We start from the raw sequence: 23,173 nt of genomic DNA on the forward strand, positions 1-23,173 counted from the left end.
TGCTCTCTTACAGGTCTGGGCTGTCGATGGTCAGGTGCTGGGTAGCCTGGGTGGCACTGGGCAACGGCGCGCCCTGGCCAATCCACTCACCACGGGTAGGCTGGCCAGCGCGGGAAACACGTGCAACCAGTTGGACTTCGGCAAATTGTGACAGTTTCATCTGCGGCATCATTGCGTCAGCGTCAGACAACTCCACCTCCATCGGCAACTGCGCCACAGTCACCCGCTTGGCTGCCAACGGCATGGGCGGGCCATTGCTGGCGCGAGCGAAGATGAACACCGTATCGTCGGGCTTGACCTTGTCCTTCAGTGCCGCTGCCAGTTCCACCCGTACCTTCAGCCGGGCTGCCACTGGTGCTGGCTCTGCGGCCTGCCCTGCCGGCCCACCCAGGCGCTCGGTAGCGCGGTCGATGCCGCCCTGCAGGGCCGCACGCGATGCATCGCCTTCTGGCAACTGCGCCAGCAGGCGCTTCCAGTAGTCGATGGCTTCCTGGTAACGCTCGCCTTCAAAGGCGGCAATACCGCGCAGGCCCAGGCTGGTCACTTCGTTGGGGTCGGCCTTCAGCGCTTCATCCGTGAGTGCCTGCAACTGCGGGCTCCACCGCTTGTCGGCGGCAAAGTACATGGCCTGGGCCCACTGGCCCAGCAGCTCGGGCTGGCGGCCAGCCAAGGTGACCGCGCGCTCGAAGGTACGCGCAGCATCGGCCGGGCGCTGCTCGGCCATGTAGGCACGGCCCAGGAAGTACATGGCCTCGGCCGACTCAGGCTGGGCCTGCACCACACGCTCCAGGCGCGTGGTCATTTCTTCCATCGACTTGGGTGCCTCGGCGAACTCCTGGGTCAGCGCCACCTTGTCGGCCGAACCAAAATGCAGGTAAAGGCCCAGCGCCATCAGCGGTACCAGCACTGCAGCCAGCAGCGGCAAGGCTTTGCCCAGATGACCCTGGCGCGGGCCTTCGGCGCCTTCGGTATCGGCCAGCAGCTCACGGGCAGCCTCGTCACGGCCCTTGGCCAGCTGTGCCTCATCGAGCACCCCGGCAGCCTGCTGGGCAGCCAGTTCGGCCACGCGTTCCTGGTACAGGGCCACGTTCAGGGCCGTGCGGTCTTCTTCCTGCTGGCGACGGCGGCCACGCAGGATCGGGATCAGCAAAAAGCTGAGGGCGGCGAGCAGCAGCAGGCCCGCGCTAAGCCAGAATTCAGTCATGGGTCTGTTCTTTTTCCAGCAGTTTGGCGAGTCGCTCGCGTTCTTCGACGGAAAGCTCGTTGTTGCCCGGCAAAGCCGTACCACGGCGTCGGCGCACGATCACCGCCAGCACCACGAAACCACCTGCCAGCAGGATGCCAGGGCCGAACCACAACAGCCAGGTACGCCCGCTGAGCGCCGGCTTGTAGCGCACAAAGTCACCATAGCGGTCCACCATGAAGTCGACGATCTGCTGGTTGCTCTTGCCTTCGCCAAGCATGCGGAAGATCTCGCGGCGCAGGTCGGCAGCAATTGGCGCGTTGGAGTCGGCAATGTCCTGGTTCTGGCACTTGGGGCAACGCAGTTCCTTGGTCAACTGCTGGTAGCGCTCGCGCTCGGCATCATCGCGGAACTGGTAAGTATCGATGGCCGCCTTGGCCACACCGGCCAGGCTCATACCCAGCACGGCAGCTGCCACCCAGCGCCTCATGGCTTGGCCTCGTCGACCAGGCCCTGGTACAACGGCGCCAGCTGCTCACGCCAGACGGTGGGATCGACAACGCCCACGTGCTTGTAGCGGATGATGCCCTTGGCGTCGATCAGGAAGGTTTCCGGCGCGCCGTACACCCCAAGGTCCAAGCCCAGGCTGCCCTGCTCGTCACGGATGTCCAGCTGGTAAGGGTTGTGGAACTCGGCCAGCCATTTCTGCGCGGCGGCGTTGTCGTCCTTGTAGTTGACCCCGTGGATCACCACGCCCTGCTGCGCCAGCTGGTTCAGGTACGGGTGCTCGACCTTGCACGACGGGCACCAGGTGGCCCACACATTGACCAGTGCCGGGCGGCCCTGCAAGTCGGCCTGGGTCAGGGTGCGGTCGCCCTGGGTCGAAGCCAGGGAAAACACCGGGAACGGTTTGCCGATCATTGCCGACGGCAGCTCGTCGGGCTTGAGAAACAGCCCCTTGTAGAGGAACACCGCCACCAGCAGGAACACTGCCAGGGGGACTACCATGATCCAACGCTTCATGCAGCTGCTCCAGACACGCCCAGGGCATCACGCACCCGGGTCTTGACCTTGACGCGGTAGCGCCGGTCGAGTGCCGCCAGCAACCCGCCCAGGCCGGTCAGCAGACCGCCCAGCCAGATCCAGCGGACATAAGGCTTGATGTGTACGCGCACGGCCCAGGCGCCGTTTTCCAGCGGCTCGCCAAGGGCAACGTACAGGTCGCGGGTAAAGCCGGCATCGATGCCGGCTTCGGTCATCATCGACTGCTGCACGGTGTACAGGCGCTTTTCCGGGTGCAGGGTAGTCACTTCACGGCCATCACGGCTGACCACCACGGTACCCTTGTCGGAGATGAAGTTCGGCCCTTCGAAGTGCTTGGCGCCCTCGAACAGGAAGTGGTAACCCCCCAGTTCCACGCTTTCGCCCGGGGCCATGCGCAGGTCGCGTTCGGCGCTGTTATTGCTCGACAGCACCACGCCCAGCGCACACACCGCCAGGCCCAGGTGTGCCAGTTGCATGCCCCAGTAGCTGCGTCCCAGGCCAGGCAGGCCCCTCAGCAGGCCTTTGTGACGGGTCTTGTCGAGGATGTCGCGCAGCCCGCCGAGTACCACCCAGGCAGCCAGGGCGAAGGCAGTCAGGGTCGGCCAGTCGAAGTCGTCAACGATAAAACCGGCAACCGGGGCAAGAATGGCACTGCCGATCAGCACCGGGGTCAACATGCTGACCAGCCATTTGCCCGGGGTGTCCTTCCAGCGCACCACCACGCCCACGCTCATTACTACCATCAGCAGCGCAATCAGCGGCAGGAACAAGGCATCGAAATACGGCGGACCTACCGACAGCTTGGCACCGGTCAGGGCATCAAGCACCAGCGGGTAAAGCGTGCCAAGCAGAATCATCGACGCGGCCACCACCAGCACCAGGTTGTTGGCCAGCAGCAGCGTCTCGCGCGACCACAGGGCGAAGCCGACCTGGCTCTTGACCACCGGTGCACGCAGGGCGAACAGGGTGAGCGAACCACCGACCACGAACAACAGGAAGAACAGGATGAAAATGCCCCGCGACGGGTCGGCGGCAAATGCGTGTACCGAGGTCAGCACGCCGGAACGCACCAGGAAGGTACCCAGCAGGCTCAGCGAGAATGCGGCAATTGCCAACAACACAGTCCAGCTCTTGAACACCCCACGCTTTTCCGTCACCGCCAGCGAGTGAATCAACGCCGTGCCCACCAGCCAAGGCATGAACGAGGCGTTTTCCACCGGGTCCCAGAACCACCAGCCACCCCAACCCAGCTCATAGTAGGCCCACCACGAGCCCAAGGTGATACCGACCCCCAGGAAGGCCCAGGCGACGATGGTCCAGGGCCGCGACCAGCGCGCCCAGGCAGCGTCCAGGCGGCCGCCGAGCAAGGCGGCAATGGCGAAGGCAAAGGCCACCGAGAAGCCCACATAGCCCATGTACAGCATCGGCGGGTGAACGATCAGGCCAAAGTCCTGCAGCAGCGGGTTGAGATCGCGACCGTCGGTGGGCACTTGCGGCAGCAGGCGCTGGAACGGGTTGGACGTGATGATCAGGAAGCTCAGGAAGCCGACGCTGATCATGCCCATCACCGCCAGCACGCGGGCCAGCATTACCTGCGGCAACTGGCGCGAAAACACCGACACGGCAAAGGTCCAGCCGCCCAGGATCAACGCCCACAGCAGCAGCGAACCCTCGTGGGCGCCCCACACGGCGCTGAACTTGTAGTACCAGGGCAAGGCGCTGTTGGAGTTGCTGGCTACGTAGGCGACCGAGAAGTTGTCGGTCATGAAGGCATGGGTCAAACAGGCAAAGGCAAAGGCCAGGAAGGCGAATTGCCCCCAGGCCGCCGGCCGCGCCAGGCTCATCCACAGGCTGTCGCCACGCCAGGCGCCGAGCAGCGGCACACTGGCCTGCACGGTGGCAAAGCAGATGGCCAGGATCATCGCCAGCTGGCCGAGTTCGGGTATCACCAACGCCGCGTTCATGGCTTTGCCTCCGTGCTGGTGGCGGCCTGGCCGCTTTCCTTCAGGGCCTTGGTGACCTCAGGCGGCATGTACTTCTCATCGTGCTTGGCCAGTACTTCATCGGCCACCACCACGCCTTCGGCGTTGACCTTGCCCAGGGCGACGATGCCCTGCCCTTCGCGGAACAGGTCGGGCAGGATGCCGCGATAGGTGATCGGCACCGACTTGTTGAAGTCGGTGACCACAAAGCGCACATCAAGCGAGTCGGACGAGCGCTGCACCGAGCCCTTCTCGACCATGCCGCCAGCACGGATGCGGGTGTCCAGCGGCGCTTCGCCGTTGGCGATCTGGGTGGGCGTGTAGAACAGGTTGATGTTCTGCTGCAATGCGCTCAAGGCAAAGCCGACGGCAACCCCGACGCCGACCAGCAGGCCGACGATGAGCAACAGGCGTTTCTTGCGCTGCGGATTCACTGGTTGTTCTCCCGGCGCAAACGGCGCGCCTCTTCTTGCAGGTAGCGACGGCGGGCCAGCAGCGGCGCGGCGACATTCAGCGCCAGCACCGCCAGGCAGATGCCATAGGCCGACCACACGTACAGGCCATGGTGGCCCATGGCGAGAAAATCACCGAAGGTGGCAAAGCTCATTGTGCGCTCCTCCGCCCCAGGCTGTTCAACACTTCGTCCTTGACCCAACTGGCGCGCGCCTCGCGCTTGAGCACTTCAAGGCGCATGCGTAGCAACAGCACGGCGCCGAAAAAACAGTAGAAACCCAACGCCGTGCACAGCAACGGCAGCCACATTTCGGCGGGCATCGCAGGCTTTTCGGTGAGGGTGAAGGTGGCGCCCTGGTGCAGGGTGTTCCACCACTCCACCGAGTACTTGATGATCGGGATGTTGACCACGCCGACAATCGCCAGCACCGCACAGGCCTTGGACGCACTGTCACGATTACTGATCGCCTGGCCGAGCGCAATAATGCCGAAGTACAGGAACAGCAGGATGAGCATGGACGTAAGGCGGGCATCCCACACCCACCAGCTGCCCCAGGTCGGCTTGCCCCAGATGGCGCCGGTAACCAGCGCCACGGCGGTCATCCAGGCGCCGATGGGCGCGGCACATTGCAGGGCGACGTCGGCCAGTTTCATCTTCCACACCAGCCCCACCACCCCGGCGACCGCCAGCAGCACGTAGCAGGACTGCGCCAGCATCGCCGCCGGCACGTGAATGTAGATGATGCGGAAGCTGTTGCCTTGCTGGTAGTCCTGGGGGGCGAATGCCAGGCCCCAGGTGATACCGACCAGCAGCAGGAGCACGGCAGCGCCGGCCAGCCATGGCAGCATGCGGCCGCTGATGGCATAAAACCATTTCGGGGAGCCCAGCTTGTGGAACCACGTCCAGCTTATTTTCATCAGGGTACATCCAGGGTATTTGCCGGGCTTGAGAGCCCGGGACTCGTTATTCGCCGACGCTGATCTTCAGGCCGGCAGCTATCGCAAAGGGTGCCAGGGTCACGGCCAGGGCCGTCAGGCTGGCGAGCCAGAGCAGGTGGCCGGTTGCGGGCATATTTTGCAACGCCGCTTGCAACGCACCACTGCCCAGGATCAATACAGGGATATACAACGGCAGAATCAGCAACGCCAGTAACAAACCACCGCGCTTCAGACCGACCGTCAGTGCTGCGCCCACCGCGCCCAGCAGGCTCAATACCGGTGTGCCCAGCAGCAGGGAACCGAGCAGTACCGGCAGGCAATGGCTTGGTAGCCCCAGCATCAGCGCCAGCAGCGGCGCCAACAATACCAGTGCCAGCCCGGAAAAGATCCAGTGCGCCAGCACCTTGGCCAGCACCAGCAGCGCCAGCGGGTGCGGCGACAGCACCCATTGTTCCAGCGAGCCATCCTCGAAATCGCTGCGGAACAAGCCGTCCAGCGACAGCAGCACCGCTAGCAGTGCCGCAACCCAGACCAGGCCCGGCGACAAGGTTTGCAACAATTGGCTTTCTGGGCCGACCGCCAAGGGAAACAGCGCAACGACGATGGCGAAGAAAACCAACGGGTTGGCCAGCTCGGCAGGGCGGCGGAACAGCAGGCGTGCTTCGCGACGCAACAATAAGATGAATACGCTCATGCCGCCCATTGCCCCAGGTTCAGTTCACGGTAACCGGAGGGCTTGCGTTCCAGCGTGTGGTGGGTGGTCAGCACCACTGTGCCGCCCTGCTCGCAGTGGGCCGCCAGGTGCGCTTCGAGCTGAGCCACGCCTTGTTTGTCGAGGGCGGTGAAGGGCTCATCGAGGATCCATAGCGGCGGGCACGCCAGGTACAACCGGGCCAGGGCCACGCGGCGCTGCTGGCCGGCCGACAGGGTATGGCAGGGGACGTCCTCGAAACCACGCAAACCGACCGCCTCCAGCGCCGCCCAGATCGCCTCGCGGCTGGCTGGCTGGTGCAAGGCGCACAGCCAGGTGAGGTTCTCCTCGGCGGTGAGCAGGTCCTTGATGCCCGCGGCGTGACCGATCCACAGCAGGATGCTGGCCAGGGCATGGCGCTGCTCGGCCAGCGGCTTGCCGCCCAGCAGGATCTGCCCGGCGGTGGGTTGCATCAACCCGGCCAGCAGGCGCAGCAAACTGGTCTTGCCGCTGCCGTTGGGGCCGCTGATCTGCAGCATGTCGCCGGCGCCCAGCTCGAAATCGAGCTGCTCGAACAGCAGGCGCCAGTCGCGCTCGCAGGCCAGGCCTGCAGCTTGGAGGTGAAGGGTCACGGTTTCGCCTTATCTTTGTAGGGCTTCGGGCCGGCGTCGCCTGCTTCGCGGGCTTGCCCGCTCCCACAAGGTCTCGTGCAGTATCTGAAAGCTGCGCTGAACCTGTGGGAGCGGGCAAGCCCGCGAAGCAGGCGACGCCGCTCCAGAACCCTTGTGTCTCAAGTCGCCCCGCGCGCTGCCGTTATACTGGCAACCACGGGCGCTCGGCATTATTACATGCGCCGCCGCGCTGCCAAGAGGCCGGGTTCGACAGGTTGTATACAATCATGACTGAAATCAATAGTCTCGGCGCACAAACCGCGATCAACAGCCAAGCCATGAAGGCGGGCATGACCGGCGAACTGCTGCGCCTGATCCAGGCGCAGCCCGGCCTGCTGGCACCCGGCGAGACCGCGCAGGTCGAGGTTGTGTCGCTGCGCCAGACGGGCCAGGAATTTCAGCTGGTACTGCGGTTGATGCAAGCCAACGGCGTGCAGACCCAACTGCAAGCCAGCGCCAGCCAGCCCCTGCCCCAAGGCAGCCAGGTCACTGTCAGCCAGACCGAAAGCAACCGCCTGGCAATCATGCTGCAGCAGGCCAACGCCAGCCAGATCACCACCCTCACTCGCCTGGACACCAGCAAAGTGCCCGTCGGCACGCTGCTGCAAGGCAAAGTCCTGACCAACCAGGCATTGCCCCAGGCGCCCGGCCAACCGGCAAGCTACCGGGCGCTGGTCAGCCTGCTGAACAGTGCTCAGGCCGGTGCCACCATGAGCATCGACAGCCCGCGCCCACTGGCCATTGGCAGCCTGCTCAGCGCATTGGTGCAGGGTGACCAATCGCTGCGCTTCGTGCCGCTTAGCGGCAGGCAGGACCAACTGAGCATTGCCCAGCAACTGCTGACCCAGCAAAACCGCCAGGCTTCGCTGCCCGGCCTGCTCAACGCCCTGCAACAGCTCACCCGCGACCCGGGCGTCGATGGCGAACTGCGCGCCAGTGCCGAACGCCTCTTGGCCGGCCTGCCGGACGCCCGCCAACTGGGCGACGCCAAGGGCGTGGCCCAAGCCCTGAACAACAGCGGCGCCTTCCTTGAAGCGAAACTGCTGGGCGGCTTTCCTGCCAGCGTGGCCACGGACCTGAAGGCACACCTGCTGCGCCTGATTACTCAGGCCCCGGCCAGCACACCCGGCACGCCCAACCTGGCACCCGCCAGCCTGGCCGTGACAATGCCGGCGCTGGCCCGCAGCGCGCTGGGCATGCTCGAACGGGTCAGCCCCAAGCCGCAGCCAGGGGCGTTCCCCCTGCCGTCGCGCCTGCTCAAGGCCCTGGAAGACGAAGGCGACCTACAACAACTGCTGCGCCTGGCCGCTGCGGCCATCTCGCGCCTGCAAAGCCATGCCATGAGCAGCCTGCAACAAACCGGCACGCTGGAAAACGGCAACCTGCAGACCACCTGGCAAACCGAAGTGCCGATCCGCCATGGCCAAGAGTTCATCCCGCTGCAGATCAAAATCCAGCGCGAAGAAACCCCGCAACAGCAGGCCGACCGCCAACACGAAGCACAGGACCCACTGCTGGCCCTGTGGCGCATCGAACTGGCCTTCGACCTTTCGCCCCTCGGCCCGCTGCAAGTACAGGCGCAGTTCAGCCAAGGCCGCCTGAGCGGGCACCTGTGGGCAGAGCGTGAACAAATCGCAAGGCTGATCGACAGCCAGCTCGGCGCCTTGCGCCAGCGCCTGCTGGAACGCGGCCTGGACGTTGGCGACCTGGAATGCCACCCGGGCATCCCCCCTCAAGGCCCGCGCACACGGGTAGAGCAACGCTGGGTAGACGAAAACGCATGACACACACACCACCACGCCAAGCCATTGCCCTGACCTACGACGGCCAGCAGGCCCCTACCCTCAGCGCCAAGGGTGACGATGCGCTGGCCGAGGCCATCCTGGCCCTGGCCCGTGAGCATGAGGTACCGATCTACGAAAACGCCGAGTTGGTGCGCCTGTTGGCACGCCTGGAGTTGGGTGAGCAGATTCCCGAGGCGCTGTACCTCACCATTGCCGAAATCATTGCCTTCGCCTGGCAACTGCGGGGCAAGGTGCCTGCTGGTTTCAGCGACGAAGCCGAGGCGCCGCACGACATCACGCCGGTAACCGCACTGCTGCCACCTGCCAGCCACCGGTAGTTATCTACCACCGCAGCCGGCGTCAGCCGTTCAGCCTTGCCGTTCCCGTCAATGAGCAAGGTGAATACCATGTCCACAAGCCGCATCAACACCGCCGGCGTGCAATACGTTCGCGACCACCTGCGCCATATACCCCGCCCTGACCGCGAAGCCAGCCGTGCGATGCACCAATGGCTGGTGCAGCAGGGCCATGACCTTGACCCCGACCAGACCGACGTCGTCACCCTGCACTACCGTGGCAATCAGGCCGTCATCGTCCAGCGTCTTTCACTTACCCAAGCGATGCTTGCGGACTGGCAGGGTGAAACAGCCAATAACCTGATCGGCCAGTTGCTCCCGGGCCACTGGGCAGGCACTTTGCCAGATGGCCCGTTGGCTATCGTCGAGCGCCTGCCCGAACCTGGGGTGTTTGACAACAGCGCCCGTTTTTCGGTGTTCAACGGCCTGTTCCGGCGCACTACCCCGGCCCGCTACGACCGCAGCACACACCTGCCGGTCAACGTCGAGGCCATGCAGCAGTTCATCTGGAATCTGGACTTTCACACCCGCTTCGTCGGCATGCTCGACGCCTACTGGCAACAGGCTGCACAAACACATCGGCAGTCACTGCAAATCAGCTTCCTGGCCGCCTGCAACAAGCAGGTCCAGGAGGGCTCATTGAGCGATGCAGGCCGCCTGATGGCCTGGCAAGTGGCGGGGCTGATGGCAAAAGCCCCCGGCTTGCAGGCAAAGCCATTGAACGTTTACGGCTACGCTGCCACCGACCTGATCTGCATCACTGATGAGGCACAGCCAGAAGTACTGCTGTACCTGCCAGGCAATGCATCGCCCTTGCATGAGTTCGACGGCATGGCTGCCATGCAAGACTGGTTCGCCGAACAGTGCCGCAACCACGAGAAACGCCTGCGCCTGCGCCAGTATTTCAAACTGGTGGACACCCCCGATGGCCTGGATTTCAGTGGGCTGGATACTGCGCTGGAAGGCCTTGGCGCCTACCCGGGTATTCACCATCGATCGCCCAACCGCGCAGGCTTCACCGTCGACAGCCCCTGGCACCCCAGCGAGTACATCAACTACAAGGCCGAGCAGCACAGCCCGTTACTCGAAGGTGATCTGTTCGCAGCCCTCACACAACGTCAACGCGAACGCAGCTATGCCGATGCCGACTTCATCATCACCCGCGATGCGCAGGTGACCAAGGCTCGCTGGCGCGGCTACCTGGTGGCGTCGATCAACCTGCTGGCACCGCTGGCGCTGGTGGTTCCCGAGTTGATCCCGCTGCTGGCAGCCGGCGGTGTCGCGCAGTTTGGCCTGGGGCTCGATCAGGCGATCAATGGCAAGACCCTTACTGACAAGGACGCTGGCGTGAGCAACATCGCCTTCGGCCTGCTTAATGCCGCCCCACTGGCCTTGCTCACTGCAGCCGGCCCGCGAATGCTGTTCCCAGGCGAAAGTTCGCGCTTCGTCCTGCCCACGCGCCTGAACGATCAGTGGGGCTACCCGCTGAGCCCCAACAGCCCTCCCCGGCTTCCTGAAGAGATAGTGGCGGACTTTTTCGTGCCAGCCGAGCCACCTGTGGAAGCCACCCGCATTGCCAGGGGCCCGCTGAATCGCGCAACCGGTACCAATCCGCTGCTGGCGCTCAGGGACGGCAACGAAGTCCAAGTACTGTATGACGCCGAAAACGATGCCTTCATCCTCCAAGAGGATGCCAACGAAGTACTGCCAAACTACTACCAGGTAACCGCAGGTACCCGCGACCTGTATGAGGTCAACCCGGCCGTGCGTGGCGCCAGCAATGCAATGCGCATGTACACGCTGCGCAAGCTGGACGTAGACCTGCAACTGCCGCTGAGTGTGCCTGTGGTCAACAGCTCGGAAGTAACCCCACTGCCGAAGAAAATCCTCAGCATCTGGGTCGGCAATAAAAGCATCCCCGATGAGCTGGTGGAGAACATCGCGAGCAATGCCAAACGCCTTGAGGGTACGGGCTTTACCTATGAGTTCTACCTGTCGAAGTCCAACCCTAAAGCGTTCATGAAGAACCGCGCAAAGCTGATCGCTGCATCCAACGTTCAGATCAAAACCCTGGAAAAGCAGCCCTTCTACGCAGCCTTCGAGCAAACTGACTTCTACCATCAGTACCGCCACGCACTGGACAGCAACGGGGCAAACTTCGCGTCTGCCTCCGACATACTGCGCTACCCGTTACTCCATTCGGAGGGCGGAATCTACATGGACGTCGACGACACACTGCGCAGCTTCGAAGACAACCCCGACAACTTCACAATGATCACCTCGGTAACCTTGAAAACCACGCCTGAAGGCCTGGTCCTCGGCAGCCCGGTGAACAACGAGCTGCTGGGCATGCACTGTGACTACAACAGCAACATGATCGGCAGCCATGCCAACAACCCCACCCTGCTCGCGATTTCTGCAGAGATGGACGCACGCTACCGCAGCAATCTGTCGTTCTACGACATCAGGCCGCTGTCAGGCACCCACGGTTACGCAGCCTACGCCAGGGAAATGAGCAGGATGACCGGGCCAGGCTTGCTAAACGATATAGTTGCTCGGCATCTACCCAGGCTGCAGTTCCTGCGGCAACTAAGCAAGCTGGAGTCGATTCCGCAGACCACTTATCGCGCCCTCACGGAAAACCTGGCCTTGCCCATTTCCCAGGCGCGCAACAGCGACCAGGCACTGAGTAGCGTGGTGACAATCGGCAACTACCACTCCTGGGGCAAACCCTGAGGTCGGCGTCCTGCAGTGCCAGGCCATCGGCCCCAGCAGTTATGGCCAATAGGCGGTAGCACTATCTAACACCTTTGGCAGTACCGTTATCGCACCCTGTGGCCCCTCCATCTTCACAAGGGGTCACCGCATGCGCCACATCCCGCAAGATAATCTCGGCCTGGTTCGCCAGGCCCTGCAGGACTTCCCCCGCCCCGACCATTTGGCCGAGCAGACGCTACGCAAGTGGCTCGAGCCGCAATGCATCGCGCAGTCGCCGCTGGAGATCGACGTGCTCACCTTCCACTATCAGCTCGAACCACTGGGAGAGGGCCGTACCCGGCTTCGGGAAAATGCGGTCATCAGCCAGCAGATGAACCTGGTCGAGGCCCTGCTAGGCAACTGGCAGGGCGAACCTGCCGCAGGCTACAGCGGCTTCCACTACGGCAACTGGGCAGGCTTGCCACCACGCGGGCCGTTGACCCTGGTCAAGCGCCTGGAGCCACCAAGCGAGCTCAGCAATGCATCGCCCTACCTGGTGTTCAACGGCCTGTATCGACGCACGCAGCCACCTCGCTATGCCCCCGACACGCGCCTGCCGATACGTGCCGAATCCTTCCAGGCCTACCTCTGGAGCCTGAGCTTTCTGAACAATTTCAAACAAAGCCTCGACGCTTACTGGGACCATCACCTGACTGATTATCAGAAGGCGCTGCGCATTGCCTTCATTGCCGCCTGCAACCAGCAGATGCTGGAAGGCAGCCTGAGCGACACGCAGCGCCAACTGGCCTGGCGGGCTGCCGGCCTGCTGCCGCGTGGCGATTTGCGGCTGTCGATGCTCAACGTCTACGGCTACAGCGCCACCGATATCCTGCAGATCAGGCCTGGGAGCGGGCCCCAGGTGTTGCTGTACATACCCGGCAATGCCTCACCCTTTCACGGTTTCGCAGACGAGTCGGCCTTGCAACACTGGTTCGCGGCACAATGCCAGGAGGCACATAAACGCGAGGCACTACTGGACCATTTCGCCCGTGCCGATTGGCCCGACGGCCTCGACTTCAGCGGGCTGCGCACCGCCTTGAGCGGGCTTGGCCTGTACCCCAGGCCGCACCGCTTCAGCGCGCGGCACCCCGGTTTTGCCACCAGCGGCTTCTGGAACCCGACGCAGATCATCGGCTACCGCCCTGAGACCTACAGCCCGCCGATCACCACCGACCTGTTCAAGTACCTGGCCTTGCGCCGCCAGGACCGTACCTACGCCGACGCCGACGCCCAGATCACCAGCAACCACGACATCAACAAAGCCCGCTGGAGCAGCTACCTGCAACTGGCCAGCGCAATACTGGCGCCGCTGGTCATCGTGCTACCCGAACTGACCCCGCTACTGATCGGCGATGGCCTGGCCCAGTTCAGCCTGGGCCTGGACCAGGCGATCAACGGCAAGAGCCTGGGTACAAAGGCCGACGGGGCGGCAAACCAGGCATTTGGCCTGTTCAATGCACTGCCCACGGCGGCCAACGCCATCGGCAGGCCCGCAGCCGTGTTTCGCTATACCCGGCCAGGTTTTTTCAGCCCCGCACGGCTGAGCGAAATGCTCGGCGCACCGATCGGCGCGGCACCGGAGGCACCGGCCCTGGATTCGGTGGAAATGGCCTTTCGCGAACAGGCGGTCGTCTCCAACACCACAGGCGCATTGGTGACGCGGGTCGACGAAAACCTGAGGCACCGCTTCATGGCCTGGTTGCAGACCCGCGATGGCCTGGTCAGCGAATGGGTCGAATATGAGTTTTCCAGTGACAGTTTCATCCGCTCGCGCGATAACCAGTGGGTTGCGCCCCCCCGCTGGCGAGTGGCCAACGAAGGCGACACGGCACTGAGCCTGTCGACCGAGCGACGCGTTGCCACCGACCAGCAGCGCATGGCCACCCTGCATGCGCTGGGCATCGACCTGGACCTGCCGGTCGACTACTCGCTGTACACCCAGCAGCAGACCATGCCCCTTGCAAAGCTCATCAGCAGTGTGTGGGTGGGCGACCAACCGCTGCAGGGCCAGTTCCTCGAAACACTGGTGCATAATGCCCAGGTCGCCCGCGCCAGCGGGTATCGCCTGCAGATTTTCCTGTCGCGCCAGCACCCTGCCAGCTATGAGTTCAACCTTCGCACGCTCGGCGCGCGTGCCGAGGGTGCGCAGGTGCTGACACTGGAGCACCAGGGCTTTTTTCAGGAATTCAGCCGCTCGGTTTACTACCCGCAGTACCTCGACGCGCTCCAAGGCAAGAATGGCGTTGGGCGCAACTTCGCTTCGGCGTGCGATATCCTGCGTTATCGCCTGCTCCGGTATTATGGCGGGCTGTACCTGGACGCGGACGACCGGCTGCTATCCGCCAGCGCTGCCGAAGCGCGCCCGCCTTTGGCCAATTGCACGCTCCAGGTTACCCCGGACGGCCTGCTGTTGGCGCCGCCGGTATCGAACGACCAGCTGGGCATGTATATCAAATTCAACAGCAGCATGATCGCCAGTCACCCGAACAACCCGACCCTGGACGCGGTATCCGACGAGATTTTGCGCCGCTACCACCTGGCCCCGGAGTTCTACCACAGCCGCCCAGACCCAAAGCTGCAGCCGTTGCCGTTCCAGGCTTATGCGCGGCGCCTGAACCTGATCTCCGGCCCCGGCGCGCTCAATGACGTGATCGACGAGCGGCTGCCGTTGCTTAGGCAACTGCGCGAAATCTGCCACCTGCTGGTCTCGCCGGTCTACGACCTGCACGCCACGTTGAACCTGCGCCAGTTCAGCGAGGTACTGCGCGAACAGGTCCCCCTGGACCGCATCGCCCATATGGGGCAGCAACATAGTTGGGCATTCCCTGATCCGCAGCCCGATACATAGTTAGCCCCTTGCGTGGCTGCCCTGGCACCACCTTTGTCGGCCTTCTACCGACAAAGGTGCATACCGCATGAATACCCGCTACCTCAATGACAAAGGCGTGCAGTACGTGCGCGATAGCCTGGCGGCGTTCCCGCGCCCGGACCGGGCTGCCGCAGACGCCATCCGCCGCTGGGCCGACGCGCGCGGCCTGACGCTGGACCCGGACGCCACCGACGCAGTCACCCTGCATTACCAGTTCGCCCCGGACCGCGGCTGGGTGGGTGTAGTCACAGAAAAGATGACCCTGACCCAGGCCGTGCTGGCCAATTGGCAGGGTGAATCCAGCAACAACCTGATCGGCGCAGCGCTGGGTGCGCCCTGGGGCGGCCATTTTCCCGAGGGCCCGTTGACCATCGTCGGCGCCCTGCATGGCAAGGGCCTGATTCACTACGGCGCCGAGTACTCGGTGTACAACGGCCTGTTCCGACAGACCGAAAACGCCGACTATAGCGCCCGGACCCACGTGCAACTGCCAGCCGAAGACTTCCAGGCGTTCATCTGGCAGCTGGATTTCCACAACCACTACAAAGCCACACTTGACCGTTACTGGGCCGAAGGCCTGGACACCTACCGCAAGGCGGCGAAGATCAGCTTCATCACCGCCTGCAACAAACAGGTCAGCGAAGGCAGCCTCAGCGATGCCGGGCGCAGGCTGGCCTGGCAAGCTGCCGGGCTGGAGCGGCCAGGCCCGGTGATGCGTGGCAACGGCAAACCCGGCAGCAAGCCGCGAATTCGCGCCAGCCTGCTCAATGTCTATGGTTACGTCAGCACAGACCTGCTGTGCCTGCATGACACCGTCACCGCGCTGACCCTGCTGTACATCCCCGGCAATGCCTCGCCCTTGCATGAGTTCAGCGATGAAGCACAGATGCAGGACTGGCTCGCCAAGCAGTGCCAGGACCCGCGCAAGCGCGAAGCCGTGCAAGCGCACTTCGCCCTCGCTGACCGCGAGGACGGGTTGAGCTACAGCGGCCTGCACACGGCCCTGAGCGGCCTGGGCTGCTATCCGCAGCCCTACCATCTGGACAGCAACCGCGCCAGCTTCACCACTGAAGGCATCTGGTCGCCCCGCGACTACATCAATTACAAGCCCACCACCTACAGCCCGCCGCTCAGCGAAGACCTGTTCCTGGCCCTGGCCAGGCGCCACAAACAGCGCAGCTACCGCGATGCCGACTTCATCGTCACCAGCAACAGCGACGTGACCAAGGCGAAGTGGCGTGGCTACCTCGATGCCTCGATCAACCTGCTGGCCCCGTTGGCGCTGGTGGTGCCCGAGTTGACGCCGTTGTTTGCCGCCGCTGGCGCCGCACAGTTCGGGCTGGGCCTGGATCAGGCCATCAACGCAAAGCATGCCCAGGCCAAGGCCGAGGGCGTCAGCAACGCGGTGTTCGGGCTGCTCAACGCCGTACCGCTGATTCACGCCGGGGTAACCCGGGCGCCCGCGCTGTTTAGCTTCAAGTACGACGGTTTCGTCGTGCCCAGCCGCATCAACGAGCAACTCGGTTACCCCTTGAGCCCACTGTACCCGCCAAAGCTGCCACTGGCAGCCGCCGCAGAGGTGGAGGATTATTTTCACCTGCCAGGAACTGTTGCACCCTTGCCCGGCGCCGATCCGCTGGTCGCCGGTGCGGTCCTCAGAACGCCCCGGTACAACGGCATGCCCGACACATTGAGCGCGTCGATCGACGACTATTTCGTGGATGTGGTGTACGACGTGGCAGCGGATGCGTTCATACTCGAAAGCGACCTCAATGAGGTCGACCCTACGTATTTCCAGGCGGCCCCCGGCTCGCGCGATCTGGTGCCGGTCACCGTGGGCCGTCGCACGGTCAGCAACGAGATGCGCGCGAACACCCTGCGGGCGCTGGGTATCGACCTGCAGTTGCCCGTGCAGTTGCCCTTGCCTGCGGCCGACACGTTGCGCCCCATCCCCAGGCAGATCCTCAACATCTGGGTTGGCAACCGGGTGATCGAAGATACCCTGCTGGCCAACCTCGCGCGCAACGCCGAACTCGTCCGCGGCAGCGGCTACACGCTGCGCCTATACCTCTCCACCCGTACGCCAACCGCCTACCAGGAAAACCTGCGCCTGCTGGCCGACCGTGTCCCCGACGTTCGCGTGCTGCCGCTGGAGGACCAGCCGTTCTATGCCCGTTTCAGGGCCAGCGACAACTACCTGCAGTACGCAGCCGCGATCGATGGCAATGGCGGGGTGGCCAGCAACTACGCATCGGCGTCGGACATTTTGCGCTACGCGTTGCTGGAAGCCGAAGGTGGCCTGTACCTGGACGTCGACGATAGCCTGCTGGCCGCTGGCGAGCGCCCCGCCACTCCTGAAGGAACAGCGCAGGCCGAGCCCGGTGAGGCATTGGTCGACGTTGAGCTGAGCACCAGCCATGACGGCCTGCTGCTGTACCCACCCATGGCCAACGAAACCATGGGCATGCGCTGCCTGTACAACAACAGCATGATCGGCAGTCACCCAGGCAATCCCACCCTGCGCGCCATCCTTGAAGAAATGCACGCCCGCTACCTTGACGAACCCAGCTTCTATGACAGCAAGCCCTTGGCCGAAACCGATCGGGCAGGCTTCTACCGCTACGCCACCACGCTCAGCCGCCTCACCGGGCCGCAACTGCTCAGCGATGTAATTGATCAGCGTCTGCCCTTGCTAAGGGTCATGCGCCAGGTGACCAACCTGTATGCCATCCGGCGGATCAACGCCTATCCGGTCGTCGACCTGCCGGCGGTGCAGGCAGCGCAACGGCAATTACTGCCGTTGAACCGGGTTGCCCGCGTGGGTGCATACGGCTCGTGGGCCAGGCCCTGAGGCGGTAAGCCAGATTACCCGCTGCGGTGCAGCTTGCTCATCAGCTCCGCCTCGGCCTGGGTCAGGCCACAGCTTTCGGTCAGCTCGGCCACGCTGGCGCCCATGCCGACCAGCTTGGCCGCCTGTGAAAAGGTGACGTTGTTGGGGTCGCGCTGCTCCAGCTGCTGGATCTTGTCAGGCAACGGGGCAACCACCAGGCTCAGTTCGTGCAGCGCCTCACCCATGTGCACGGTACCGTTCTGGTAGTCGTCCAGGCGCTTGGCCAGGTCCTTGATGCGCTGGTCACGCAGCGCATCGCCCTCGGCCTGCTGCGCAGCCAGCTCGCGCTGGCGCTTGCTGTAGTTGAGGAAAAACCACAGGCTCAGCGCCCAGACCAGCGCCAGGAAGATGACAGCAACCTGTAGGATCAACTCAGATATTCTCCAGCTCGGACCACTCTTCCTCGGTCATCATCTTGTCCAGCTCGACCAGGATCAGTAGTTCGCCATTCTTGTTGCACACGCCCTGGATGAACTTGGCCGACTCTTCGTTACCCACGTTCGGCGCGGTTTCGATTTCGGACTGACGCAGGTACACCACCTCGGCCACGCTATCGACCAGGATGCCGACCACTTGCTTGTCGGCTTCGATGATGACGATACGGGTGTTGTCGGTGACTTCGGTCGGCATCAGGCCAAAACGCTGACGGGTGTCGATCACCGTCACCACGTTGCCGCGCAGGTTGATAATGCCCAGCACGTAGCTTGGCGCACCCGGCACCGGGGCGATCTCGGTGTAGCGCAGCACTTCTTGTACCTGCATCACGTTGATGCCGTAGGACTCGTTGTCCAGACGGAAGGTAACCCACTGCAGGATCGGATCTTCGGAACCTTGTGCAGACGACTTTTTCATTCCCCTACCCTCAAAATCCGCCATTGGCGGTGTATTCGGTGTCATTTCTGTTTGGCGTGCATCTGCTTGACCGCGCCGCTGGCGATCAGCTCGGCCAGTGCCGCGACGTCGAGCAGTGCACACATATGTTCAATCACCGTGCCGGCCAGCCAAGGCCGCTGGCCACGCTGGCTACGCCACTTGATCTCGGACGGGTCCAGGCGCAGCGAGCGGCTGACCTGGTGCACGGCCAACCCCCATTCGTAGCCCTGCACGGAAATCACGTAATTCAGGCCTTGACGAAAGTCGTCGCGGTAACGGTCGGGCATTACCCAACGGGCGGTGTCCAGCACCTTCAGGTTGCCGGCCTGGCAGGTCAGGATGCCGAGGAACCAGTCAGGCTGGCCGAACAGCGGCGTCAGCTCCTGACCGGCCAGGTTGTAGATCGACCCCAGGCACACCAACGGCACCGCCAGGGTGAGGCCGGCGACGTCGAACAACAGGCATTCGAACGGCTCGGCCGCCCACACGGGGCGGCCGTCGACGGTGGCCGGCGGCACCGGCAGGTTGGGCGCCGGCAGGTGCACATCGACCAGCGGCAGTGCCGGTTCCACGGTTTGTTCTTCGACCAGCACCGGGATGGCGGCCTCGGCGATCACCTCCTGCTCGACCACCGTCACCACCGGCGCTTCTACCGGCATCACGCTGGGCAACACCGCCAGCCTGGGTTCGGCGAACGGCCGTGGGGCAAGGCTGGCAGGGGCTTCGGCGGGCACCGGTCGGGCCCGCTGACGGGCATCGCGTGCCTGTTCCTCGCGCACCGCCTCGGCGAACTCGTCCGGCGCGGCTGGCGGTTCCAACAGGTCTTCGGCTTCGGTGGCCTCCTGCAGCAGGCCATCAAGGTACGACTGCAGGGCCATCTGTGGCCGGGTGCTGGTGTGTCGGGTCTGGGTCATCAGGCCACCTGCCCTGCAGTCTTGTAGGTCAGCAGGTGCTTGAGCAGCGCCCGGTAAGCAATCAACCCGCGGCTCTTGCTGTCGAACTGCGAAGGCGTGACACCCTTGCGGCTGGCATCGCGCAGGCGCGTATCCACCGGAATATAGCCCTGCCACACCTGTTGGCCGTAGGTATCACGCAGCAGCTTGAGTGTGCCCAGGGATGCCTGGGTACGGCGGTCGAACAGCGTTGGCACGATCTGGTACGGCAGCGCCTGCTTGCGCGAGCGGTTGATCATGGCAAGGGTGCCCACCATGCGTTCCAGGCCCTTTACCGCCAAAAACTCGGTCTGCACCGGGATCACCAGCTGCTGGCTGGCGGCCAGGGCATTGACCATCAGCACGCCCAGCAAGGGTGGGCTGTCGATCACGGCATAGTCGAAATCCTGCCACAGCTGCGCCAGACTCTTGGCGATCACCAGGCCCAGGCCATTCTGCCCCGGCGACTGGCGCTCCAGCACCGCCAGTGCGGTGCTCGACGGCAACAGCGAAATGCGTTCGTCGCTGGTCGATAGCAGCAACTGCCCGGGCAGGCCGTCGGGCACTACGCCCTTGTGCAGGAACAGGTCGTAGCAGCTGTGCTCCAAGGCATCGGGGTTGTGCCCGAAATAGCTGGTCATCGAACCGTGCGGATCGAGGTCGACGACGACCACGCGCTTGCCTGCCTCAGCCAGCAGGCCCGCCAGGGCGATGGTTGTGGTGGTCTTGCCGACGCCACCTTTTTGATTGGCTACTGCCCAGACTCTCATCAAGCAAACTCTATCTATTGATTTGGCAGGGACACTGTAGAAACTACTATCCAAGAGCCGGCACGATCCCTGTGGGAGCGGGCTCATCGAAGCGTCGAACCGCCGCGAACACCGGCGCAGCCGGTGCCATCCACCGCGTCGCCTACTTCGCGGGCATGCCCGCTCCCACAGGGGACGGAGTCACTTTCAATACAATGCAGCGACGGGGAATTGACGGATCACTGCCCCGCCACCGTTGCTGGCGTTGCAGGTGCACTTTGTGTGCCAGCCCGGCGCAATGCGGCATCGGGCGTGGCATGGGCACTGCCCGAGCCGGTCAGGCTGCGGCGCACTTCCAGGTTACGGGAAATCACCAACACCACCCGGCGGTTACGCGCGCGGCCTTCGGCCGTGTCATTGCCGGCCACCGGCTGGTACTCGCCATAACCCACCGAGGCCATGCGCGCCGGGTTGACCCCTTCCATGGCCAGCAGGCGTACGATGCTGGCCGCCCGTGCCGACGACAGCTCCCAGTTGGTCGGGTACTGCGCTGTGCGGATTGGCAGGTTGTCGGTGAAGCCTTCGACATGCACCGGGTTGGCGAACGGTTTGATGATATTGGCCACCTTCTCGATGATGGCAAACGCCTTGTCGCTGGGCATGGCATCGCCACTGCCGAACAGCAGCGATGAATTCAGCTCGATCTCGATCCACAACTCGTTGCCGCGCACGGTCATCTGGTTGCTGTTGATCAGGTCGCCAAAGGCATCGCGCACGTCATCGCTGATGGTTTTCAACGGGTCCACATTGGTCGCCGCCAGGCCCGCCTCGGTCTGCTCGCTGTCTTTTACCAGCGGCTCTGCCGGGCGCACGCTCAACGGCTGCTCATCGCCGATGGGGATCGGTTTCATGCTGCGCTCAGGGTCGTTGAACACCCCGAGCAAGGCCTGGGAAATGACCTTGTACTTGCCCTCGTTGATCGAGGAAATCGAGTACATCACCACAAAAAAGGCGAACAGCAAGGTGATGAAGTCGGCGTACGACACCAGCCAGCGTTCGTGGTTTTCGTGTTCCTCGGTATGACGACGGCGACGCATGGGTTACTCCATGAAGCCTTGCAGCTTCAACTCGATCGAGCGCGGGTTTTCACCCTCGGCAATCGACAACAAGCCTTCGAGCAGCATCTCGCGATAGCGCGACTGGCGCATGACGTTGGCCTTGAGCTTGTTGGCGATCGGCAGCAGGATCAGGTTGGCGCTGGCCACGCCGTAGATGGTGGCGACAAAGGCCACGGCAATGCCATTGCCCAGCTGTGACGGGTCGGCCAGGTTGCCCATCACGTGGATCAAGCCCATCACCGCACCGATGATGCCGATGGTCGGGGCGTAGCCGCCCATGCTCTCGAACACCTTGGCAGCCTGGATGTCACGGCTTTCCTGGGTCAGAAAATCGACTTCAAGGATACTGCGGATGGCTTCTGGCTCGGCGCCGTCCACCAGCAGCTGCAGGCCCTTGCGCGCATACGGGTCGGGCTCGGCATCGGCCACGCCTTCCAGGCCCAGCAGGCCTTCCTTGCGTGCGGTCAGGCTCCAGTTCACCACGCGGTCTATGCCACCCGCCAGGTCGACCCGCGGCGGGAACAGGATCCAGCGCAAAATCTGCAAGGCGCGCTTGAAGGAGGACAGCGGCGACTGCAACAAGGCTGCCGCCAGGGTGCCGCCCAACACGATCAGCGCTGCAGGGCCGTTGACCAGGGCACCGGCATGCCCCCCCTCCAGGAAGTTGCCACCGACGATGGCGACAAAAGCGAGAATCAGGCCGATCAGGCTGAGCACGTCCATCAGACGCAGGCCTCCACCAGGTGCTTGCCGATTTCGTCCAGGCTGTATACCGCATCGGCCAGGTTGGCCTTGACGATGGCCATGGGCATGCCATAGATCACGCAGCTGGCTTCATCCTGCGCCCACACGGTACTGCCACCCTGCTTGAGCAGGCGCGCACCTTCGCGACCATCGGCGCCCATGCCGGTGAGCACCACCGACAGCACCTTGTCGCCGTATGATTTCGCGGCCGAACCGAAGGTGATGTCCACGCAAGGCTTGTAGTTCAGGCGCTCGTCACCGGGCAGGATCTTCACCGTGCCACGGCCGTCGATCATCATCTGCTTGCCACCGGGGGCCAGCAGGGCCAGCCCTGGGCGCAGCACGTCGCCGTCCTCGGCTTCCTTCACGCTGATGCGGCACAGCTTGTCCAGGCGTTCGGCAAAGGCCTTGGTAAACGCCGCCGGCATGTGCTGGATCAACACGATCGGCGCCGGGAAGTTGGCCGGCAGCTGGGTCAATACCCGCTGCAGGGCCACCGGGCCGCCCGTCGAGGTGCCGATGGCCACCAGCTTGTAGGGTTTGCGCTTGGGGGCTGGCGCGTGCGCCGCCGGGGTCGCTGCACGGGCAGGCGCCGCAGGGCGGGCCGGCGCCGGGTTGGCGAAACTGCTGGCGGGCGCAGGGCTGCTGGCCGGCGCAGGCGCGGCGACCGGTGCCGGCTTGGCATAGCTGCCAAGGCGACGGTTGCTGCGCGAAATGGTATGCACCTTCTCGCACAGCATCTGCTTGACCTTCTCGGGGTTGCGCGAAATGTCCTCGAAGTTTTTCGGCAGGTAATCCACCGCGCCAGCATCCAGCGCGTCGAGGGTGACGCGCGCCCCTTCGTGGGTCAGCGAGGAGAACATCAACACCGGCGTCGGGCAGCGCTGCATGATGTGCCGCACTGCGGTGATGCCGTCCATCATGGGCATTTCGTAGTCCATGGTGATGACATCGGGCTTGAGCGCCAGCGCCTGGTCGATTGCTTCCTTGCCGTTGGTCGCGGTACCCACTACCTGGATCGTCGGATCCGCCGAGAGGATTTCCGAGACGCGGCGGCGGAAGAAACCGGAATCATCCACCACCAGGACCTTGACTGCCATAAACACTCCATTAGGCGGCGCCACCCGCCAGGGTGCGC

Annotated in this window: 20 protein-coding genes and 1 pseudogene; 5 read left to right on the forward strand and 16 right to left on the reverse strand. The window is 63.8% G+C overall.

The features are described from left to right. Nucleotides 1–7: 7 nt before the first annotated feature. The 9 genes and pseudogenes from ccmI to ccmA all read right to left on the reverse strand — a co-directional run bounded on the left by ccmI (nucleotide 8) and on the right by ccmA (nucleotide 6,924). Nucleotides 8–1,204 carry a c-type cytochrome biogenesis protein CcmI gene (gene ccmI, locus JOY50_RS00465; RefSeq protein ID WP_138737308.1) on the reverse strand — a complete coding sequence of 399 codons (1,197 nt, stop codon included), beginning with the start codon at nucleotides 1,202–1,204 and terminating at the stop codon, nucleotides 8–10. Further along, complete coding sequence (locus JOY50_RS00470; protein ID WP_132845387.1) at nucleotides 1,197–1,673, reverse strand: cytochrome c-type biogenesis protein; 477 nt, start codon at nucleotides 1,671–1,673, stop codon at nucleotides 1,197–1,199. The genes ccmI and JOY50_RS00470 overlap by 8 nt, the downstream gene beginning before the upstream one ends. After that, entirely contained in the window at nucleotides 1,670–2,206 is a 537-nt protein-coding gene (locus JOY50_RS00475; protein WP_132845389.1) for a DsbE family thiol:disulfide interchange protein, read from the reverse strand. The genes JOY50_RS00470 and JOY50_RS00475 overlap by 4 nt, the downstream gene beginning before the upstream one ends. Next, nucleotides 2,203–4,176, reverse strand: coding sequence for a heme lyase CcmF/NrfE family subunit (locus tag JOY50_RS00480; protein WP_243054677.1), 1,974 nt, complete (start codon nucleotides 4,174–4,176; stop codon nucleotides 2,203–2,205). The genes JOY50_RS00475 and JOY50_RS00480 overlap by 4 nt, the downstream gene beginning before the upstream one ends. A 15-nt stretch (nucleotides 4,177–4,191) precedes the next feature. Then, nucleotides 4,192–4,643, reverse strand: a pseudogene (gene ccmE / locus JOY50_RS00485) (cytochrome c maturation protein CcmE); the annotation flags it as partial. Then, entirely contained in the window at nucleotides 4,640–4,816 is a 177-nt protein-coding gene (gene ccmD / locus JOY50_RS00490) for a heme exporter protein CcmD (RefSeq protein WP_012273475.1), read from the reverse strand. The gene ccmD and the pseudogene ccmE, both read right to left, overlap by 4 nt. Continuing rightward, nucleotides 4,813–5,580, reverse strand: coding sequence for a heme ABC transporter permease (locus JOY50_RS00495; protein WP_019473472.1), 768 nt, complete (start codon nucleotides 5,578–5,580; stop codon nucleotides 4,813–4,815). The genes ccmD and JOY50_RS00495 overlap by 4 nt, the downstream gene beginning before the upstream one ends. A 46-nt stretch (nucleotides 5,581–5,626) precedes the next feature. Beyond that, nucleotides 5,627–6,304, reverse strand: coding sequence for a heme exporter protein CcmB (ccmB, locus tag JOY50_RS00500; protein ID WP_013973563.1), 678 nt, complete (start codon nucleotides 6,302–6,304; stop codon nucleotides 5,627–5,629). Next, complete coding sequence (gene ccmA, locus JOY50_RS00505; RefSeq protein ID WP_019473471.1) at nucleotides 6,292–6,924, reverse strand: cytochrome c biogenesis heme-transporting ATPase CcmA; 633 nt, start codon at nucleotides 6,922–6,924, stop codon at nucleotides 6,292–6,294. The genes ccmB and ccmA overlap by 13 nt, the downstream gene beginning before the upstream one ends. A gap of 266 nt (nucleotides 6,925–7,190) precedes the next feature. Between ccmA and JOY50_RS00510 the strand changes: the two genes are divergently transcribed. The 5 genes from JOY50_RS00510 to JOY50_RS00530 all read left to right on the forward strand — a co-directional run bounded on the left by JOY50_RS00510 (nucleotide 7,191) and on the right by JOY50_RS00530 (nucleotide 17,580). Continuing rightward, nucleotides 7,191–8,747 carry a flagellar hook-length control protein FliK gene (locus tag JOY50_RS00510; protein WP_243054636.1) on the forward strand — a complete coding sequence of 519 codons (1,557 nt, stop codon included), beginning with the start codon at nucleotides 7,191–7,193 and terminating at the stop codon, nucleotides 8,745–8,747. Beyond that, nucleotides 8,744–9,085 (forward strand): EscU/YscU/HrcU family type III secretion system export apparatus switch protein, encoded by a 342-nt coding sequence (locus tag JOY50_RS00515; RefSeq protein WP_132845398.1) that lies wholly within the window; start codon nucleotides 8,744–8,746, stop codon nucleotides 9,083–9,085. The genes JOY50_RS00510 and JOY50_RS00515 overlap by 4 nt, the downstream gene beginning before the upstream one ends. A gap of 69 nt (nucleotides 9,086–9,154) precedes the next feature. Beyond that, nucleotides 9,155–11,839, forward strand: a complete 2,685-nt coding sequence (locus JOY50_RS00520) for a dermonecrotic toxin domain-containing protein (protein WP_243054637.1) — start codon at nucleotides 9,155–9,157, stop codon at nucleotides 11,837–11,839. A gap of 130 nt (nucleotides 11,840–11,969) precedes the next feature. Next, the gene (locus tag JOY50_RS00525) at nucleotides 11,970–14,708 is read left to right on the forward strand and encodes a dermonecrotic toxin domain-containing protein (protein WP_243054638.1); all 2,739 of its coding nucleotides are present in this window, start codon (nucleotides 11,970–11,972) and stop codon (nucleotides 14,706–14,708) included. 67 nt (nucleotides 14,709–14,775) lie between these two features. Next, nucleotides 14,776–17,580, forward strand: coding sequence for a dermonecrotic toxin domain-containing protein (locus JOY50_RS00530; protein WP_243054639.1), 2,805 nt, complete (start codon nucleotides 14,776–14,778; stop codon nucleotides 17,578–17,580). Between the two features lie 14 nt (nucleotides 17,581–17,594). Here JOY50_RS00530 and JOY50_RS00535 read toward each other — a convergent pair whose 3' ends face one another. From JOY50_RS00535 to JOY50_RS00565, 7 genes are all read right to left on the reverse strand, one after another. Continuing rightward, nucleotides 17,595–17,990, reverse strand: coding sequence for a DUF2802 domain-containing protein (locus tag JOY50_RS00535; RefSeq protein WP_019473465.1), 396 nt, complete (start codon nucleotides 17,988–17,990; stop codon nucleotides 17,595–17,597). 1 nt (nucleotide 17,991) lies between these two features. Beyond that, nucleotides 17,992–18,471: a chemotaxis protein CheW gene (locus tag JOY50_RS00540; protein ID WP_003254393.1), complete on the reverse strand. Its 480-nt coding sequence runs from the start codon at nucleotides 18,469–18,471 to the stop codon at nucleotides 17,992–17,994. 41 nt (nucleotides 18,472–18,512) lie between these two features. Further along, complete coding sequence (locus JOY50_RS00545) at nucleotides 18,513–19,406, reverse strand: CheW domain-containing protein (protein WP_132845405.1); 894 nt, start codon at nucleotides 19,404–19,406, stop codon at nucleotides 18,513–18,515. Beyond that, complete coding sequence (locus tag JOY50_RS00550; RefSeq protein WP_132845407.1) at nucleotides 19,406–20,194, reverse strand: ParA family protein; 789 nt, start codon at nucleotides 20,192–20,194, stop codon at nucleotides 19,406–19,408. Before JOY50_RS00550 ends, JOY50_RS00545 begins: the two co-directional genes overlap by 1 nt. Before the next feature lie 218 nt (nucleotides 20,195–20,412). Continuing rightward, complete coding sequence (gene motD, locus JOY50_RS00555; RefSeq protein ID WP_132845409.1) at nucleotides 20,413–21,270, reverse strand: flagellar motor protein MotD; 858 nt, start codon at nucleotides 21,268–21,270, stop codon at nucleotides 20,413–20,415. 3 nt (nucleotides 21,271–21,273) lie between these two features. Further along, entirely contained in the window at nucleotides 21,274–22,014 is a 741-nt protein-coding gene (locus JOY50_RS00560; protein ID WP_016488409.1) for a flagellar motor protein, read from the reverse strand. Beyond that, nucleotides 22,014–23,135: a chemotaxis response regulator protein-glutamate methylesterase gene (locus JOY50_RS00565; RefSeq protein WP_243054640.1), complete on the reverse strand. Its 1,122-nt coding sequence runs from the start codon at nucleotides 23,133–23,135 to the stop codon at nucleotides 22,014–22,016. Before JOY50_RS00565 ends, JOY50_RS00560 begins: the two co-directional genes overlap by 1 nt. Between the last annotated feature and the right edge of the window lie 38 nt (nucleotides 23,136–23,173).

Source organism: Pseudomonas sp. BP01, from assembly GCF_022760795.1.
Lineage (GTDB): Bacteria > Pseudomonadota > Gammaproteobacteria > Pseudomonadales > Pseudomonadaceae > Aquipseudomonas > Aquipseudomonas putida_Q.